Annotated in this window: 16 protein-coding genes and 1 tRNA gene; 9 read left to right on the top strand and 8 right to left on the bottom strand. The window is 29.5% G+C overall.

Annotated elements, in window-relative coordinates:
• Nucleotides 1-11 precede the first annotated feature (11 nt).
• On the top strand, nt 12-1,124 hold the full coding sequence (locus H9W90_RS11070; RefSeq protein ID WP_187481659.1) for a CNNM domain-containing protein: 1,113 nt from the start codon (nt 12-14) through the stop codon (nt 1,122-1,124).
• 50 nt (nt 1,125-1,174) lie between these two features.
• On the opposite strand, the gene H9W90_RS11075 is transcribed toward H9W90_RS11070, so the two are convergent.
• From H9W90_RS11075 to xrtF, 5 genes are all read right to left on the bottom strand, one after another.
• Complete coding sequence (locus H9W90_RS11075) at nt 1,175-1,582, bottom strand: heavy-metal-associated domain-containing protein (RefSeq protein WP_187481660.1); 408 nt, start codon at nt 1,580-1,582, stop codon at nt 1,175-1,177.
• 16 nt (nt 1,583-1,598) lie between these two features.
• A complete protein-coding gene (locus tag H9W90_RS11080; RefSeq protein ID WP_187481661.1) occupies nt 1,599-3,842 on the bottom strand; it encodes a TonB-dependent receptor in 2,244 nt (747 codons plus the stop codon).
• 73 nt (nt 3,843-3,915) lie between these two features.
• On the bottom strand, nt 3,916-4,320 hold the full coding sequence (locus H9W90_RS11085; protein ID WP_187481662.1) for an HYC_CC_PP family protein: 405 nt from the start codon (nt 4,318-4,320) through the stop codon (nt 3,916-3,918).
• Nucleotides 4,321-4,364: 44 nt separating this feature from the next.
• Nucleotides 4,365-4,796, bottom strand: coding sequence for an exosortase F system-associated membrane protein (locus H9W90_RS11090; protein ID WP_187481663.1), 432 nt, complete (start codon nt 4,794-4,796; stop codon nt 4,365-4,367).
• Nucleotides 4,793-5,332 carry an exosortase family protein XrtF gene (gene xrtF / locus H9W90_RS11095; protein WP_187481664.1) on the bottom strand — a complete coding sequence of 180 codons (540 nt, stop codon included), beginning with the start codon at nt 5,330-5,332 and terminating at the stop codon, nt 4,793-4,795. The genes H9W90_RS11090 and xrtF overlap by 4 nt, the downstream gene beginning before the upstream one ends.
• A gap of 52 nt (nt 5,333-5,384) precedes the next feature.
• On the opposite strand from xrtF, the gene H9W90_RS11100 reads away from it, so the two are divergent.
• The 8 genes from H9W90_RS11100 to rodA all read left to right on the top strand — a co-directional run bounded on the left by H9W90_RS11100 (nt 5,385) and on the right by rodA (nt 13,423).
• Complete coding sequence (locus H9W90_RS11100; protein WP_187481665.1) at nt 5,385-5,837, top strand: GAF domain-containing protein; 453 nt, start codon at nt 5,385-5,387, stop codon at nt 5,835-5,837.
• A 235-nt stretch (nt 5,838-6,072) separates the two neighbouring features.
• On the top strand, nt 6,073-6,201 hold the full coding sequence (locus tag H9W90_RS15495) for a hypothetical protein (protein WP_302849806.1): 129 nt from the start codon (nt 6,073-6,075) through the stop codon (nt 6,199-6,201).
• Nucleotides 6,202-6,292: 91 nt separating this feature from the next.
• Nucleotides 6,293-7,822, top strand: coding sequence for a bifunctional phosphoribosylaminoimidazolecarboxamide formyltransferase/IMP cyclohydrolase (gene purH, locus H9W90_RS11105; protein WP_187481666.1), 1,530 nt, complete (start codon nt 6,293-6,295; stop codon nt 7,820-7,822).
• A gap of 78 nt (nt 7,823-7,900) precedes the next feature.
• Nucleotides 7,901-8,929: a rod shape-determining protein gene (locus tag H9W90_RS11110; protein WP_187481667.1), complete on the top strand. Its 1,029-nt coding sequence runs from the start codon at nt 7,901-7,903 to the stop codon at nt 8,927-8,929.
• A gap of 23 nt (nt 8,930-8,952) precedes the next feature.
• The gene (gene mreC / locus H9W90_RS11115) at nt 8,953-9,780 is read left to right on the top strand and encodes a rod shape-determining protein MreC (RefSeq protein WP_187481668.1); all 828 of its coding nucleotides are present in this window, start codon (nt 8,953-8,955) and stop codon (nt 9,778-9,780) included.
• Nucleotides 9,773-10,276, top strand: coding sequence for a rod shape-determining protein MreD (mreD, locus tag H9W90_RS11120; RefSeq protein ID WP_187481669.1), 504 nt, complete (start codon nt 9,773-9,775; stop codon nt 10,274-10,276). The genes mreC and mreD overlap by 8 nt, the downstream gene beginning before the upstream one ends.
• Nucleotides 10,276-12,162 carry a penicillin-binding protein 2 gene (mrdA, locus tag H9W90_RS11125; RefSeq protein WP_187481670.1) on the top strand — a complete coding sequence of 629 codons (1,887 nt, stop codon included), beginning with the start codon at nt 10,276-10,278 and terminating at the stop codon, nt 12,160-12,162. Before mreD ends, mrdA begins: the two co-directional genes overlap by 1 nt.
• Nucleotides 12,143-13,423 carry a rod shape-determining protein RodA gene (rodA, locus tag H9W90_RS11130; protein ID WP_187481671.1) on the top strand — a complete coding sequence of 427 codons (1,281 nt, stop codon included), beginning with the start codon at nt 12,143-12,145 and terminating at the stop codon, nt 13,421-13,423. The genes mrdA and rodA overlap by 20 nt, the downstream gene beginning before the upstream one ends.
• A gap of 229 nt (nt 13,424-13,652) precedes the next feature.
• On the opposite strand, the gene rpsT is transcribed toward rodA, so the two are convergent.
• From rpsT to proS, 3 genes are all read right to left on the bottom strand, one after another.
• Complete coding sequence (gene rpsT, locus H9W90_RS11135; RefSeq protein ID WP_187481672.1) at nt 13,653-13,904, bottom strand: 30S ribosomal protein S20; 252 nt, start codon at nt 13,902-13,904, stop codon at nt 13,653-13,655.
• 37 nt (nt 13,905-13,941) lie between these two features.
• A tRNA-Glu gene (locus H9W90_RS11140) sits at nt 13,942-14,013 on the bottom strand.
• Between the two features lie 97 nt (nt 14,014-14,110).
• On the bottom strand, nt 14,111-15,589 hold the full coding sequence (proS, locus tag H9W90_RS11145; RefSeq protein WP_187481673.1) for a proline--tRNA ligase: 1,479 nt from the start codon (nt 15,587-15,589) through the stop codon (nt 14,111-14,113).
• Between the last annotated feature and the right edge of the window lie 29 nt (nt 15,590-15,618).

The raw sequence follows: 15,618 nt of genomic DNA on the forward strand, positions 1-15,618 counted from the left end.
AATTTATATAAATGACATTACTGATAATTTTCGCTACAATTTCTATATTTTTCTCTTTTCTGTGTTCTATTTTAGAAGCCGTTTTGTTAAGTATTACTCCCACTTTTATCAATCTTAAAAAAAGTGAAGGTTTAGAGTATGCTAATCAATTAGAAATTTTCAAAAAAGATGTAGACAAACCATTAATTGCCATTTTAACTATAAATACAATTGCACACACAGTTGGTGCAATTTTAGTTGGTGTACAAGCAAAAGTTGCCTATGCAGAAATGTATGGTACAGAAATAAAAACAATTTTAGGAATTAAAATTACTGAAGATGTAATGGTTGGAATCGTTTCTACAATTATGACGATTTTAATTCTAGTTGCTTCAGAAATTATACCAAAAACTATTGGTGCAACTTATTGGAAACAGTTGGCTAACTTTACTTCGAAAGCTTTAAAAGTGATGATTTTCCCACTAAAATACACAGGTATTTTATGGCTTTTACAATTAACTACAAAACTAATTGGAGGAAAAGGTCATGGAAGTATTTTAAGCAGAGAAAGCTTTTTAGTTATGGCTGATATGGCTGAAAAAGAAGGTGTTTTTAAAGAAAATGAAAGTAAAGTAATTAGAAATTTACTTGGTTTTAAAGAAATTAAAGTAAATGATGTAATGACGCCAAGAGTTGTTTTAGAAATTGCAGATGAAACACAAACCATAGAAGCTTTTTACAATGAACATAAAAAGTTGCGTTTTTCTAGAATTCCTGTTTTTTCTGAAAATCCAGATGCAGTTACTGGCTATTTTCTAAAAGATAATTTATTAGAGGCAATGATAAATGGAAATGGAAAGGAAACTTTAGCTTCAATAAAAAGAAATATTTTGGTTACTGATAGAGAATTATCTATACCAGATTTGTTTGATAAATTAATTAAAGAAAAAGAACATATTGCACTTGTGGTAGATGAATACGGTTCTGTTAGCGGTATTGTTTCTCAAGAAGATGTAATTGAAACATTACTTGGTTTAGAAATTATGGATGAAACCGATAATGTTGCAGATTTACAGGCTTTGGCAAGAAAATCTTGGGAAAATCGTGCAAAAAGAATGGGAATTATAGAAGACGAAAAAAAATAGGAATCCTTTTTACAGAATCCCTATTTCAATTAGTTTAAAGAAGAGCTTATTTAGTTCTTCTTTACTTTTTTTAATTCACCTTGATGGTCTAAAATAATTTCCTCATCTCTGTATTTACAACATGGATGTACAGAATTATAGGCTTCTGTAGTTGCAATAAGTTTTTTATCCTTTTCTAACACAACATCATGCCCAACTTCTAAAATCTTTTTCTGAATTTTAGAAACATCTGTTTTGCGTTCGTCCATTATTACACTTAATTGATGAGTTTCCACGCTCCAAATTGCAAACTTTACACCTTTTGTTTTTAAAGCTGCCGTTTCTATTCGTTTTTTACACATACCACAAATACCATCTACCTCAAAAGAAACTCTAGCGTTTTTATTCTTTTTTACTTCTTGTGATTGTGTTGAAAAACCAATCAAAAATAAACTGAATACAAATATTATTTTTTTCATTTTTTATAATTTTATTTTACTGAATTTTAAATCTTAATCCCGCATAAACTGCACGTCCAAAAATTGGCGAATACACAATTGTAGTATCAAAATTTGAGCCAAAAGGATTATCACTTGCTAAAATAGGATTTTTTTGTTGAACGTTTGTTAAGTTTTCTGCTCCTGCGTACATCTCAAACTTGTCTGAAAACACCTTTGTAATTTGTGAATTCAACAATTGATAACTGTCTGAAAAAGCTTGTAATTGATATTGAGTAGGATTACTTGCTGTATTTGGCAAACGTTGTTTTCCTATGTTATTAAAAGTGACATCAAACTTCCATTGAGAACCGTTTTCTTTTGCTTCAGTATCAAAAGAAAGATTGGCAAAAAACCTATTTTTAGGTTGAATTGGCTTCTGCAAATTCCCACTTTTAAAATCTGTAGAAACATCAAAATATTTGTAAGCTGTTCTTAAATTAAAACGTTCTGCAAGCTCATAATTTACTTCAACTTGAAAACTATTTGCAACACTTTTTCCATCTAAATCGTAAAAAGAAACTGCTTGTGGGTCTTCCCAATCTACTACAACTTGGTTGCTAAAATCAGTTCTGTAAAAATCGAAAGTAATATCTCCTTTTTTTTCTAAAAAATTAAATTTCTGAAGATAAGAAACTCCATAATTCCAAGCTATTTCTGGATTTAAACCATAAATATTACCACCTACATTATCAATATTAATTTGTCTAGAACTTGCAAATAATTGTTGGTTTTCAGCAAAAATATTTGCACTTCTTTTTCCTCTTCCAACAGAAGCTCTAAAAACTCCTTTTTCCCAAGGAACATATCTTAAATGTAATCTTGGTGTTACAAATGTGCCTAGTAAATTATGTGTATCTATTCTTAAACCTGCTGTTAAACTAAAATTCTCTAAATTATCGAACGCATATTCGAAAAAAGCGCCGACTGAATTCTCTACTCTACTATAATCGTTGGTATTTACTAATTCATCATAATTATCATAAGTGTAACTTATTCCTGTTTTAAATTTGTTTCTAGTATCACCAATAATCGAATTGAAAATAATATTAGAATACACGCTTTCATGAGTAATATCATACCCATTCAACCCAAAATAAGAGTCTTGTTGATGATTGCTGTACGCTAACTGAAAACCGATACTTTGAAAAGGTAGTTCTGGAAAAACGTAGCCTAATTTTGCCGAAGTTTCAAAACGCTTTGTGTCAATTTCACTACCCCAAGCATTTGTAGTTCCTTTGTCTGTTTCTGGATTAAAATTGATTTCTCCAGTCTGTTTTTCATCATTTAAATAACGAACATTTATAAAACTTACCCAACCTTTTTCGGCATCTGTATATTGCCAACGATTCATCACATTTATTTGATTTGACAATGGAGCATCTAAAAAATTGTCTCCATTTTTATCAAACTTTTCTCCTCTGTAATTTCCATGAACATACAAACCTGTTTGCCATTTATCAGTAACTTTTTGATTAAAATGTGTGTTTAATTCTAATCTTCCGTTTATAGAAGAATATGCATTTAAAAAGAATTTAGCATCTGAACCTGGTTTTACCAATTCTGCATTTATTTGTCCGGAAATACTTTCATAACCATTTACAACAGAACCTGCGCCTTTTGTAATTTGAATACTTTCTACCCAAGTTCCTGGCGTAAAAGTCAAACCAAAAGCTTGAGATGCTCCTCTTACTGAAGGAATATTTTCTTGTGTAATTAACAAATACGGACTTGTTAAACCTAACATTTGTATCTGTTTAGTTCCTGTTAAAGCATCAGAAAAACTTACATCTATAGAAGGATTTGTTTCGAAACTTTCTGCCAAATTACAGCAAGCTGCTTTTAACAATTCTTCTGCATTTACAGTAAAAACATTGGCAGTTGTTAAAAACGATTTAAATGTTGCACTCTTTTTACTTTTGATTGTAATTTCCTCTAAATCGCCTTCAGGAGTTATAAAATGATGAATTGGTTTTAAATTTTTAATAGTAATTGTATCCGTTTTGTAACCAATATAACTAACTACTAATTTTTTATATTCGGTTTTATACGGAATTGTAAACCATCCTTTTTCGTTGGTAACTGCACCAACATTTGTATCTAACCAATGTACACTTGCGCCAGAAACGCCTAAATTATTTTCTGGATTATTTTTGTCCATAATCATTCCCTTCAAATTTGTTTGAGCGAAAATTATAAACGGTATAAATAGTAAAATACTACTTAAAATATGTTTTTTCATTTTGTTTGATTTTTATTTAATAACAAGAACTTTATCATCTATAAAAGATGAATTTTAGATGTTAAAAATTAAATCAAATTAAAAAAGATTGGTATAAAACCTGATAATCTAGAGGAATATCTGGTGGAGAAAAGTCTTTGTAGAAATTAGTTTTTGTGTCAATTTCTATAAATAAGTTTTTATAAGAGACAAAAAAGGCTGTTAAAAACTGTTTTTTCTGAAAGTCTAATTTATCAATAGAATTGTGTTGCAATTCATCTTGACCTTCAATTTTATGAACTTCATCTTTACAACATTTCTTTTTTATAGTTTTTGCAGCAGCGTCCATTTCCATAGCGCAAGAATTTGCTTCACCTACAAAAGAAACATCAACCAAAAAATCTCCACAATAATGTTTTTCTACCGTAAAAGAAAAGGTAGAAAAAAGCACTAAAAATGCTAATAAAGTGGATGCTATTTTTGTTGAAACTTGTTTCATTCTAATTGCAAATTTACAATAAGAAACTTTAAAATGATGTTAAATTATCTATTGCTTAATTTTTGATAATAAAAAGCAGGTAAAAGCAACAATAAAAATAATGGATGAATGATGAATCTTCTAATATAAAAAGGTAATAGGTAACCAGACTCGAACCTATCTCTTAATAAGAGTATAAAAACAACTATGAGCACCATAAATGCAAACATCAGAAAAAATCCAGAAAATTTAATGTAGTCTTTTCGCTGAAACAGTACCCAAATAATAGCTAAAGATATTAGTGAGTTTAAAGCATATCTAAAAAGCATATCTATCATTAAGCGCCAAACACTAATTTCTGGCATATTTGTGTATAAATAATCGTTTTTAAAATACCCAATTAATGGATCGTAAAAAAGCTCATCAGAATAACCTCTTATTATAAAAAACAAGAATAAAAGAAATGATAATAATATTATTTTAATTACTTTATTCATCTTTTCTTATGGTTAGAAAACTTATTTACCCACAACACCCAAAGTAAAAATATAGTACCATAAATAATTGCTGGAAAAACTAAATTGTGTAAAAACTCTTGTTGTTTTGGGTATTTAAAAATCATTACCGTTAAAAATGCAATTCTAAAAACATTAATGATGTATATAAAGATACTTCCTAAAACTGAAAATATAATTGTAGCTTTAATAGAACCGGAAAAGGCAACAATAAAGGAAATAAATAAGATAATGATACTTATAGAATTGCAACCTTCTATAACTTTTGCTACAAATAGATTATCTATTAAAAGCTTAACAGATAATTCTTCTTCATGCTGCAAAGCATCTGCATGGTAACCAAAAAACTCTAATAAAGTTTCAGTTTGTTCTGCTACAATAGTTGTGATAGAAGACGCTTTAAAGCCACCTATTTTTTGTTGAGAAGTTTGTAAGTATGAATTATAAATTGTGACCAAGGCAAAGTAGACCACAAAAAATTTAATTAGAAAAATGACAATGTTTTTATGTTTTTTCACAACAAATTTTAATTTATTTTAGCGCACTATTTTACAAGACCAATATACAAAAATGAATATAAAAGTTTTACAACAAAATATAGATAAGATTATTATTGCTGAAAATTCAGTAGATAATAAGTTACAAGAAATCTGCAACACACTAAAAAACAGTATTTCATACTACAATTGGGTTGGTTTTTATTTTAACCATGAAAATAAAAAAGAACTAAAACTTGCACAATATGCAGGAGAAGAAACAGAACACACTATTATACCTTTTGGTAAAGGAATTTGTGGACAAGTTGCTGTTAGTAATGAAAACTTTGTTGTACAAGATGTTTCTGAACAAGATAATTACATTTCTTGTGGTTGGAAAGTAAAATCGGAAATTGTAATTCCAATTTTTGTGAATGGAAACAACATTGGTCAAATAGATATAGACTCACATTCAGCAAATATTTTTACCGAAAAAGACGAACAATTTCTAGAGTATGTATGTAAAAAAGTTGCAAGCATTTTATAAAAAATTGGTTAATTCCAAAATTTTCTTTATGTTTGTTTAACATTTTTATAATTAATTAACAATTCTATTAATCATTAACCCCCTTAATAATGAGAAAAGAAGAATACACTTCGTCTATTGCCAGCGGCAATACAAACTCAAATTACACCGTTGAAAATCAATCTTTTATAAGCCAAATTACTAATTGGTTTAGAGACTTTATTGAAAACGCAGAATAACTTTTAAATCCCCTAAAATGAAAAAACAAACTAACAGCGTTTTGCTGAAGGTTTTTCCGTTTTTACGCAAAAACCAAGAAAAAAAGAGTCCAAGAGACTACACAACATTAGTAGAAAGTTTTAAAACTAGAGTTCAAATAGAATAGTTGTTAATTACTTGCACTTATTGTTACTATCTTTTATTGTGATACCAACATTGGTTTTACTAAATTTGCGTGCTTAACAACATAACAACTAATGAGCACTTCAAAAACAATTAAATCCGCATTAATTTCGGTATTTCACAAAGATGGTTTAGCACCAATTGTACAAAAATTAAACGAACTAGATGTAACTATTTACTCTACTGGTGGAACAGAAAAATTCATTAAAGAACTAGGTATAAACGTAGTTCCTGTTGATGAAGTAACCTCTTATCCTTCTATTTTAGGAGGAAGAGTTAAAACGTTACACCCTAAAGTTTTTGGAGGAATTTTAAACAGACAAGATAACGAAAGTGATATTGCCGAATTAGCAGAATATAATATTCCGCAAATAGATTTGGTAATTGTAGACTTGTATCCGTTTGAAAAAACAGTTGCATCTGGCGCACCTGAACAAGATATTGTAGAAAAGATTGATATTGGTGGAATTTCTTTAATTAGAGCTTCTGCAAAAAACTTTAAAGATACTTTTACAGTTTCTTCAATGGATCAATATGATGATTTTTTAGAAATTTTATCAGAAAATAAAGGAGCGACTACAATTGAACAAAGAAAGAAATTTGCTGCAAAATCATTCAATATTTCTTCACATTACGATACTGCAATTTTTAATTATTTTAATAATAATGAAGAGCCTGCATTAAAAATTAGTGAAACAAAAGCACAAGTTTTAAGATATGGAGAAAATCCTCATCAAAAAGGATATTTCTTTGGAGATTTAGAAGAGATTTTCGACAAACTTCATGGTAAAGAATTAAGTTACAATAATCTATTAGATGTAGATGCTGCTGTAAATTTAATGGCAGAATTTAAAGGTGAAGCACCAACTTTTGCTATTTTAAAGCATAACAATGCTTGCGGTTTTGCACAAAGAGAATCTATTAGCCAGGCTTATTCAGATGCTTTGGCTGGAGATCCTGTTTCTGCTTTTGGAGGAATCTTAATTGCAAATACAGAAATTGATGCCGCAACTGCAGAGAAAATTCATACGTTATTTTGTGAAGTAGTAATTGCACCAAGTTATTCAGACGAAGCTTTATCAATCTTAAAAGGAAAAAAGAATAGAATTATCTTAATTCAGAAAGAAGTTGCATTACCACAAACAACAATTAGAACTTGTTTAAATGGTAATTTAGTTCAAGATAAAGATAATATTACTGATACTTTAGAGCATTTAACTTATGCAACCAACAATAAACCAACAGAAAGCGAGTTAGAAGATTTATTGTTTGCATCTAAATTGTGTAAGAACACAAAATCTAACACAATTATTTTAGTAAAAAACAAACAATTATTAGCTGGAGGAACTGGTCAAACAAGTAGAGTTGATGCTTTAAACCAAGCAATTGAAAAAGCAACTTCTTTTAAATTTGATTTAAAAGGTTGTGTAATGGCAAGTGATGCTTTTTTCCCGTTTCCAGATTGTGTGGAAATTGCAGATAAAGCTGGTATAAAAAGTGTTATTCAACCAGGAGGATCTATTAAAGATCAATTAAGTATAGATTACTGTAACGAAAATGGTTTATCTATGGTTATGACTGGAACAAGACATTTTAAACATTAATATTTTATATGTGTTTTGCAATCAGAAATTTAGTAAGTTTGTAATACTATATTAAAAATAATACAACAAAGATATTTTATGGGTTTTTTTGATTTTATGACGGAAGATATTGCGATTGATTTAGGGACCGCAAACACGTTGATAATCCACAATGGAAAAGTGGTTATTGACAGTCCTTCTATTGTTGCAAGAAATAGAATTACCGGAAAAATTATTGCAATTGGTAAAGAAGCCAATTTAATGCAAGGAAAAACCCATGAAAATATTAAAACAATTCGTCCGTTAAAAGACGGTGTAATTGCAGATTTTCAAGCTTCGGAAGAAATGATTAAAGAATTTGTAAAGCAAATTCCTTCCATTAAAAAGAAGTTATTTCCACCAGCTTTAAGAATGGTTATTTGTATTCCTTCTGGAATTACTGAAGTAGAGAAACGAGCAGTTCGTGATTCTGCAAAACACATGAATGCCAAAGAAATCTATCTAATTTACGAACCAATGGCAGCTGCAATTGGTGTTGGAATAGATATTATGGAGCCAAAAGGAAACATGATTATTGATATTGGTGGTGGTACAACAGAAATTGCAGTAATTGCTTTGGGTGGTATTGTTTGTGACCAATCTGTAAAAGTTGCAGGAGATTTATTTACCAACGATATTATGTATTACATGCGTACACAGCATAATTTACATGTTGGAGAAACTACTGCAGAAAAAATAAAAATTACAATTGGTGCAGCAACTGAAGATTTAGAAACTCCGCCAGATGAAATGCTAGTACAAGGTAGAGATTTGTTAAGTGGGAAACCAAAACAAGTACAAGTTTCTTTTAGAGAAATTGCAAAAGCGTTAGACAAATCTATTTTAAGAATAGAAGATGCTGTAATGGAAACTTTATCTAAAACTCCACCAGAATTAGCTGCAGATATATATAACACTGGAATTTATTTAGCTGGAGGTGGCTCTATGTTACGTGGTTTAGACAAACGTTTATCTAGAAAAACAGATTTACCTGTTTACGTTGCAGAAGATCCTTTACGTGCTGTTGTGCGTGGTACAGGAATTGCTTTAAAAGAACTAAACAAATACAAAAACGTTTTAATGAAATAACGTTATAAGTTCTCTATAAACCAATGCAACAACTTATTTACTTTTTTCAGAAGTTTAAATATTTTCTGTTTTTTTTATTGTTGCAATTTATTGCTATTGCATTAACATTTAACAATCTTAATTTTCATAAAAGTAAGTATGTAAATTCTGCAAATGCTGTTACTGGAGGATTTTATTCTAAAATTTCTAATTTTTCTGAATACCTAAACCTTAAAACAGAAAATGAAATTTTAGCAGAAGAAAATACGCGTCTTAAAAACTTATTAGAACAGAAAGAAGCAATCTCTTTTAGCATTGACTCTACAGTTATAGATTCTTTAAAATACCAACAAAAATACACCTATACAAATGCAAAAATCATTAAAAATGATTACAGAAAAGCATTTAATTTTCTAACAATTAACAAAGGAATAAACCACGGTATCTCTAAAGAAATGGCCGTTATTAATAGCAAAGGAATTATTGGTATTACAGACAACACGTCTAATAATTACACAAGAGTGCAATCTATATTAAATAAGAACAGTAAAATTAATGCGCGTTTAAAAAATGGTAATTATTTTGGTTCTTTAGAGTGGGATGGTAAAAACTACAACATTGTACAATTAAAAGATATCCCAAGACAAGCAAATTTAAAAATAGGAGATACTATAGAAACTGATGGTAAATCGACAATTTTTCCTGAAGGAGTTTTAATTGGAACTGTTTTAGAAGTAAATCAAGGAAAAACAGTAGACAATAAAATAAATGTAAAACTTTTTAATGACATGAGTAATTTAGGCGCTGTTTATGTAATTAAAAATTTACACAAAAAGGAAATAAAATCATTAGAAATTATAGAAGATGAATAAGACACTACAATTTGGTTTGCTTTTTTTCTTCTTACTATTTCTTCAAGTTTTTATATTGAATAATATTAACTTTTTAGGATACGTTAATCCGTATTTATATATCGCATTTGTTTTTTTTTATCCCTTAAAAGAAAGTCGCTTTCGCTTTTTATTAATTAGTTTTTTATTGGGTCTTTTTATTGATTTCTTTTCAGATTCTGGTGGAATCCATGCTTTTTCAATTCTAACAATAGCTTACATCAGACTTATTTTTGTTAGAATATATTTTAGAAAACTACCTGCAGATTATCCTTTTTTCAATCTACAATCAGAAGCTTTTGGAAAAGTTTTTAACTATGTTGTAACTTTAACAGTTATTCATCACCTCATCTTATTTTCTTTTGCTAATTTTAGTTTTCAAAATATATCTGACGTACTTTTAAATACACTTTTTTCAAGTATTTTTACGTTGATATTATTCTTTTTAGGAACATATATTTTTACTAAAAACAAATAATGCAAAGAAGTTTTTTACTTTATTTTCTTATAACAGTAGTTGGTATTATTTTTATTGGAAGACTTTTTCAGCTTCAAGTAATTAAAAGTGCAAACTACGACCCTATTCATAATGCAGCTGTAAAAGTTGAATATGATTATCCAGAACGTGGTTATATTTACGATAGAAATGGTGAACTTTTAGTAGCTAATCAACTTTCTTATGATGTAATGATTCAGCCAAATCAAGTAAAGCCATTAGATACTTTAGAGTTTTGTGCTTTATTAAAAATAGACAAAGAAGATTTTTTAAAGCGTTACAATAAGGCAAAAAATTATGCTTCATATTTACCTTCTGTATTTTTAAAACAATTGGCTAAAGATGACTTTGCTTATCTACAAGAAAAGCTTCACAAATACAAAGGATTTTTTATTCAAAAAAGAATTATTAGAGAATACCCTATAAATGCGGCCGCAAATGTTTTAGGATATATTGGCGAAGTAAATGATAATCTAGCAAGAAAAAGCAACTATTATGAAGCTGGAGAACTAATAGGAAAAGATGGTGTAGAAGTAGAATATGAAGAATATTTAAGAGGAAGAAAAGGAAAAAAATATTTGCATAGAAATCGCTTTAATAAAGTTACTGGATCCTACAGAGATGGCGAAAAAGATACATTACCAGAAAACGGACAAGACTTAACCCTAACTTTAGATATTGCTTTACAAGAATATGCCCAAAAATTAATGAAAGGAAAAAGAGGTGGTATTGTTGCTATTGAGCCTTCTTCTGGCGAAATTTTAGCTTTGGTTACTGCTCCTTCCTATGACCCTAATATGTTAGTAGGTAGAAAGCGTTCTAAAAATTCTGTAATTCTTTTTAAAGATTCAATCAATAAACCAGCTTATGACAGAGGTTTATTAGCTACTTATGCGCCAGGTTCTCCTTTTAAAATGATGAATGCCTTAATTGGTTTACAAGAAAATGTTATAAATGAACATACAACTTTTAAGTGTTACAATGGCTATAAATACGGAAACAGAGCCAGTGAATTTATGGGATGTCATTGTGGAATTTTTGGAAGACCAATAAAACTTAAAACGGCAATTTCTAAATCTTGTAACAGCTATTTTTCTAATACTTATAAAAGAATTGTTGAACAAAATAATAATCCATCAGATGGTGTAGATAATTGGCACAAACACGTTGCTAGTTTTGGTTTAGGAGATTATCTTGGTTACGATTTACCTGCAGGTAGTCCTGGGTTAATTCCTACAGGAAAATATTATGATGACCAGTATAAATATACTTGGAATGGTTCTACCATTATTTCAAATGCAATTGGCCAAGGAGAAGTTTTAACAACGCCTATTCAGCTTGCAAATTTTACTGCTGCAATTGCTAACAAAGGTTATTTCTACACACCTCATATTTTAAAAGAAGTTGATAAAAAATCGATTGAGAACCCAAAATATACTGTTCGTAAGAAAACTACAATTGATGAAAAGCATTTCTCACCAGTAATTGAAGCTATGCATGAAGTTTTTAAAACTGGAACAGGAAAATGGAGCCAAGTTAAAGGTATAGAAATTTGTGGAAAAACAGGTACTGCAGAAAACTTTGCAAGAATAGATGGACAAAAAATTCAGCTTCCAGATCATTCTATTTTAGTTGCTTTTGCTCCTAAAGAAAACCCAAAAATTGCATTAGCTATTTTTGTTGAAAATGGTGGTTATGGGTCTACCATTGCTGCACCAATAACTAGTTTATTAATAGAAAAATATTTAAATGGTAAAATATCTAAAGCAAATAAATATAGAGAACAAAATATGTTAAACTTAAGTTTGCAAGATATTTACGATAAACTCATTCAAAAACCTAAAGAAATTGCGTCAGGAACGAAATAATATTTTTGCAGGAATAGACTGGATTTTAGTATTTATATATATAATTTTAGTCAGTTTTGGTTGGTTAAACATTTATGCAGCTTCTAAAACAGCAGAAGATGTAGATATGATTTCATTTTCTACTAAATACGGAAAACAGTTAAATTTTATCTGTTTAACAATCCCTTTAATTATTATTATTCTTTTTTTTAATTCCAAGTTTTACGAACGGTATGCAAGTATTTTATATATGGTATCCATATTTTCTCTCTTACTTTTATTCCCTTTTGGAAAAGAAATAAATGGAGCGAAATCTTGGTTTAATTTTGGTGTTTTAGGTTTGCAACCATCAGAATTTGTAAAAGCTTTTACTGCATTAGCAGTAGCAAAACTTTTAAGTGACAGGCAGTATAATTTAAACTTAATTAAAAATCAAATTAAAGCTTTCTTTATAATTTTTCTGCCAGCTGTATTAATAACATTACAACCAGATGCTGGCTCTGCCTTAATTTATCTTTCCTTCTTTTTTGTTCTTTATAGAGAAGGTCTAACTCTAAACTATATTCTTTTAGGTTCAACATTTATAATACTATTTATCTTAACCATCTTTTTTGGTGCTAATTGGATGTTTTTATCTCTGTTTATTCTTATTTCAATTTTAGTTGGATATGCAGTTTATAAAGGAGGAACACATTTTTTACGTTTTAATTGGTATAAAATTTTAGGCGTTTACCTTATTGTAGGTGCTTTTATTTTTGGAACCGGATATACTTACAACAATGTTTTTAAACAACACCACAGAGATCGTTTCGAAGTTTTATTAGGGTTAAAAGTTGACAATAAAAATATTGGTTATAATTCCTATCAATCTGAATTAACCATTAGTTCTGGAGGTTGGTTCGGAAAAGGTTTTTTAGAAGGAGATATTACACAAGGAGATTTTGTGCCAGAGCAACATACAGATTATATTTTTAGTACTGTTGGTGAAGAATGGGGATTTGTTGGAAGTAGTTTTGTTATTATTTTATTTATGCTAATGCTGTATAGAATTATTTATTTAGCAGAAACACACACAAATAAATTCGGACGAATTTACGGTTATGGTTTAGCCTCTATTCTCTTTTTTCATGTAATTGTTAATGTAGGAATGGTTATTGGCTTATTGCCAACTGTTGGTATTCCACTACCATTTTTTAGTTATGGAGGTTCCTCTCTTTGGGGATTTACAATTCTACTCTTTATATTTGTTAGATTAGATGCCCATAAAAATTACGACTGGTAAAATAGTTTTGAGTTGATAAACTCAAAACACTTCATTAACCAAAACTTTTCTGTAAAAAACAACAAGAGTACTTAAAAGATAAATACCTTGTTTAAAACAAGATATTTTAACGTTATTATCAATCTTAACTCTTACGCTTATTTCTATATACATTTAACCAAAAATATAAACCAAAAAAAAAGCTCTGAAATAAATTCAGAGCTTTTAAATATTTTAGAAAAATAAAATCTTACAATGCAGCAACGTGCTTTGTTAATTTAGATTTTAAGTTTGCAGCTTTGTTTTTGTGGATAATGTTATTTTTAGCTAACTTATCTAACATAGAAATAACTTTACTTAAAGTTCCTTCAGCTTCTTTCTTATCTTCTACAGAACGTAAATCTCTTACAGCATTACGAGTAGTCTTATGCTGATATTTGTTACGTAACCTTTTAGCTTCGTTACTTCTGATTCTTTTTAATGCTGACTTATGATTTGCCATAATTCTTAATTTATTCGTTTTTTTATTAAAACTTTTGTAGTCCGTACGGGAATCGAACCCGTGTTACATGGATGAAAACCATGCGTCCTAACCCCTAGACGAACGGACCATTACAACTAAAATATATCTCAATTGCGGGTGCAAATATACAATGTTTTTTAAATTCTGCAATAATTTTTTAAAAAAAATTACTTTTTTTTTGAAAATTAATACGCTTTAGCAAAAAGCACCCTTCTAGAAGACGGTTTTCCTGAAAAAACACATACTCCAACTTCTTCTTTTGCATCATTTGGTATACACCTAATAGTTGCTTTTGTATATTCTTTTATTTTGTCTTCTGTTTCTTCTGTTCCATCCCAATGAGCAGAAACAAAACCGCCTTTCTTTTTAATTACTTTTTTAAATTCTTTAAAGTCATCTACTTCAGTAATATTTTCAGTTCTGTAGTCTATTGCTTTTTTAAATAAATTCTCTTGAATCTTTTCTAATAAGTTAGCAACAAAATCTACAACCTCATCTTGCGAAACAGTTTCTTTCTCAAAAGTATCTCTTCTAGCAACTTCTACTGTATTATTTTCTAAATCTCTTCCTCCAAAAGCAATTCTTACAGGAACTCCTTTTAATTCGTATTCAGCAAACTTTGCTCCTGGTCTATATGTATCTCTATCATCAAACTTAACAGAAATGCCTTTAGCACGAAGTTCTTTTACAAATATTGCAACTTTTTCTGAAATTGCAGCCAATTGTTCTTCTCCTTTATAAATAGGAACAATTACCACTTGAATTGGTGCTAATTTTGGAGGCAAAACCAATCCACTATCGTCTGAATGTGTCATAATTAAACCACCTATTAATCTCGTAGAAACTCCCCAAGAAGTTGCCCAAACATATTCTTGCTTTCCTTCTTTGGAAGTAAATTTTACATCAAAAGCTTTGGCGAAATTTTGCCCTAAAAAATGACTTGTTCCAGCTTGTAAAGCTTTTCCATCTTGCATTAAAGCTTCAATCGTAAATGTATCTTCTGCACCTGCAAAACGTTCGCTATCCGATTTATATCCTTTTACAACAGGCATTGCCATAAAATTTTCTGCAAACTCTGCATACACATCTTGCATTTGCCTAGATTCTGCAATTGCTTCTGCTTTTGTAGCATGTGCAGTATGACCTTCTTGCCATAAAAATTCTGCTGTTCTTAAAAATAAACGCGTTCTCATTTCCCAACGAACTACATTTGCCCACTGATTTATTAATAAAGGTAAATCTCTATACGATTCAATCCAACCCTTATAAGTATTCCAAATAATTGCTTCAGAAGTTGGTCTTACAACTAATTCTTCTTCTAATTTTGCCTCTGGATCTACTCTTAATTTCCCTGGGTTATCAGGATCGTTTTGTAAACGATAATGTGTAACCACAGCACATTCTTTAGCAAAACCTTCTGCATTTTTTTCTTCTGCTTCAAACAAACTTTTAGGCACAAAAAGCGGAAAATAAGCATTCTCATGTCCTGTTTCTTTAAACATTCTATCTAATTCTGCTTGCATTTTTTCCCAAATTGCAAATCCGTATGGTTTAATAACCATACAACCTCTTACTGCAGAATTTTCTGCTAAATCGGCTTTTACAACCAATTCATTATACCATTTAGAATAATCGTCTGCTCGTTTTGTTAAATGTTTGCTCATAATCAAAAGTTTGGCACAAATATTGTTAC

Source organism: Polaribacter pectinis (assembly GCF_014352875.1).
GTDB lineage: Bacteria > Bacteroidota > Bacteroidia > Flavobacteriales > Flavobacteriaceae > Polaribacter > Polaribacter pectinis.

What these genes read in the sequence shown, in the direction of transcription:
- H9W90_RS11070 (WP_187481659.1), top strand. Translation starts at nt 12, where the DNA reads ATGACATTACTGATAATTTTCGCTACAATTTCTATATTTTTCTCTTTT.
- H9W90_RS11075 (WP_187481660.1), bottom strand. Translation starts at nt 1,582, where the DNA reads ATGAAAAAAATAATATTTGTATTCAGTTTATTTTTGATTGGTTTTTCA.
- H9W90_RS11080 (WP_187481661.1), bottom strand. Translation starts at nt 3,842, where the DNA reads ATGAAAAAACATATTTTAAGTAGTATTTTACTATTTATACCGTTTATA.
- H9W90_RS11085 (WP_187481662.1), bottom strand. Translation starts at nt 4,320, where the DNA reads ATGAAACAAGTTTCAACAAAAATAGCATCCACTTTATTAGCATTTTTA.
- H9W90_RS11090 (WP_187481663.1), bottom strand. Translation starts at nt 4,796, where the DNA reads ATGAATAAAGTAATTAAAATAATATTATTATCATTTCTTTTATTCTTG.
- H9W90_RS11100 (WP_187481665.1), top strand. Translation starts at nt 5,385, where the DNA reads ATGAATATAAAAGTTTTACAACAAAATATAGATAAGATTATTATTGCT.
- H9W90_RS15495 (WP_302849806.1), top strand. Translation starts at nt 6,073, where the DNA reads ATGAAAAAACAAACTAACAGCGTTTTGCTGAAGGTTTTTCCGTTTTTA.
- purH (WP_187481666.1), top strand. Translation starts at nt 6,293, where the DNA reads ATGAGCACTTCAAAAACAATTAAATCCGCATTAATTTCGGTATTTCAC.
- H9W90_RS11110 (WP_187481667.1), top strand. Translation starts at nt 7,901, where the DNA reads ATGGGTTTTTTTGATTTTATGACGGAAGATATTGCGATTGATTTAGGG.
- mreC (WP_187481668.1), top strand. Translation starts at nt 8,953, where the DNA reads ATGCAACAACTTATTTACTTTTTTCAGAAGTTTAAATATTTTCTGTTT.
- mreD (WP_187481669.1), top strand. Translation starts at nt 9,773, where the DNA reads ATGAATAAGACACTACAATTTGGTTTGCTTTTTTTCTTCTTACTATTT.
- mrdA (WP_187481670.1), top strand. Translation starts at nt 10,276, where the DNA reads ATGCAAAGAAGTTTTTTACTTTATTTTCTTATAACAGTAGTTGGTATT.
- rpsT (WP_187481672.1), bottom strand. Translation starts at nt 13,904, where the DNA reads ATGGCAAATCATAAGTCAGCATTAAAAAGAATCAGAAGTAACGAAGCT.
- proS (WP_187481673.1), bottom strand. Translation starts at nt 15,589, where the DNA reads ATGAGCAAACATTTAACAAAACGAGCAGACGATTATTCTAAATGGTAT.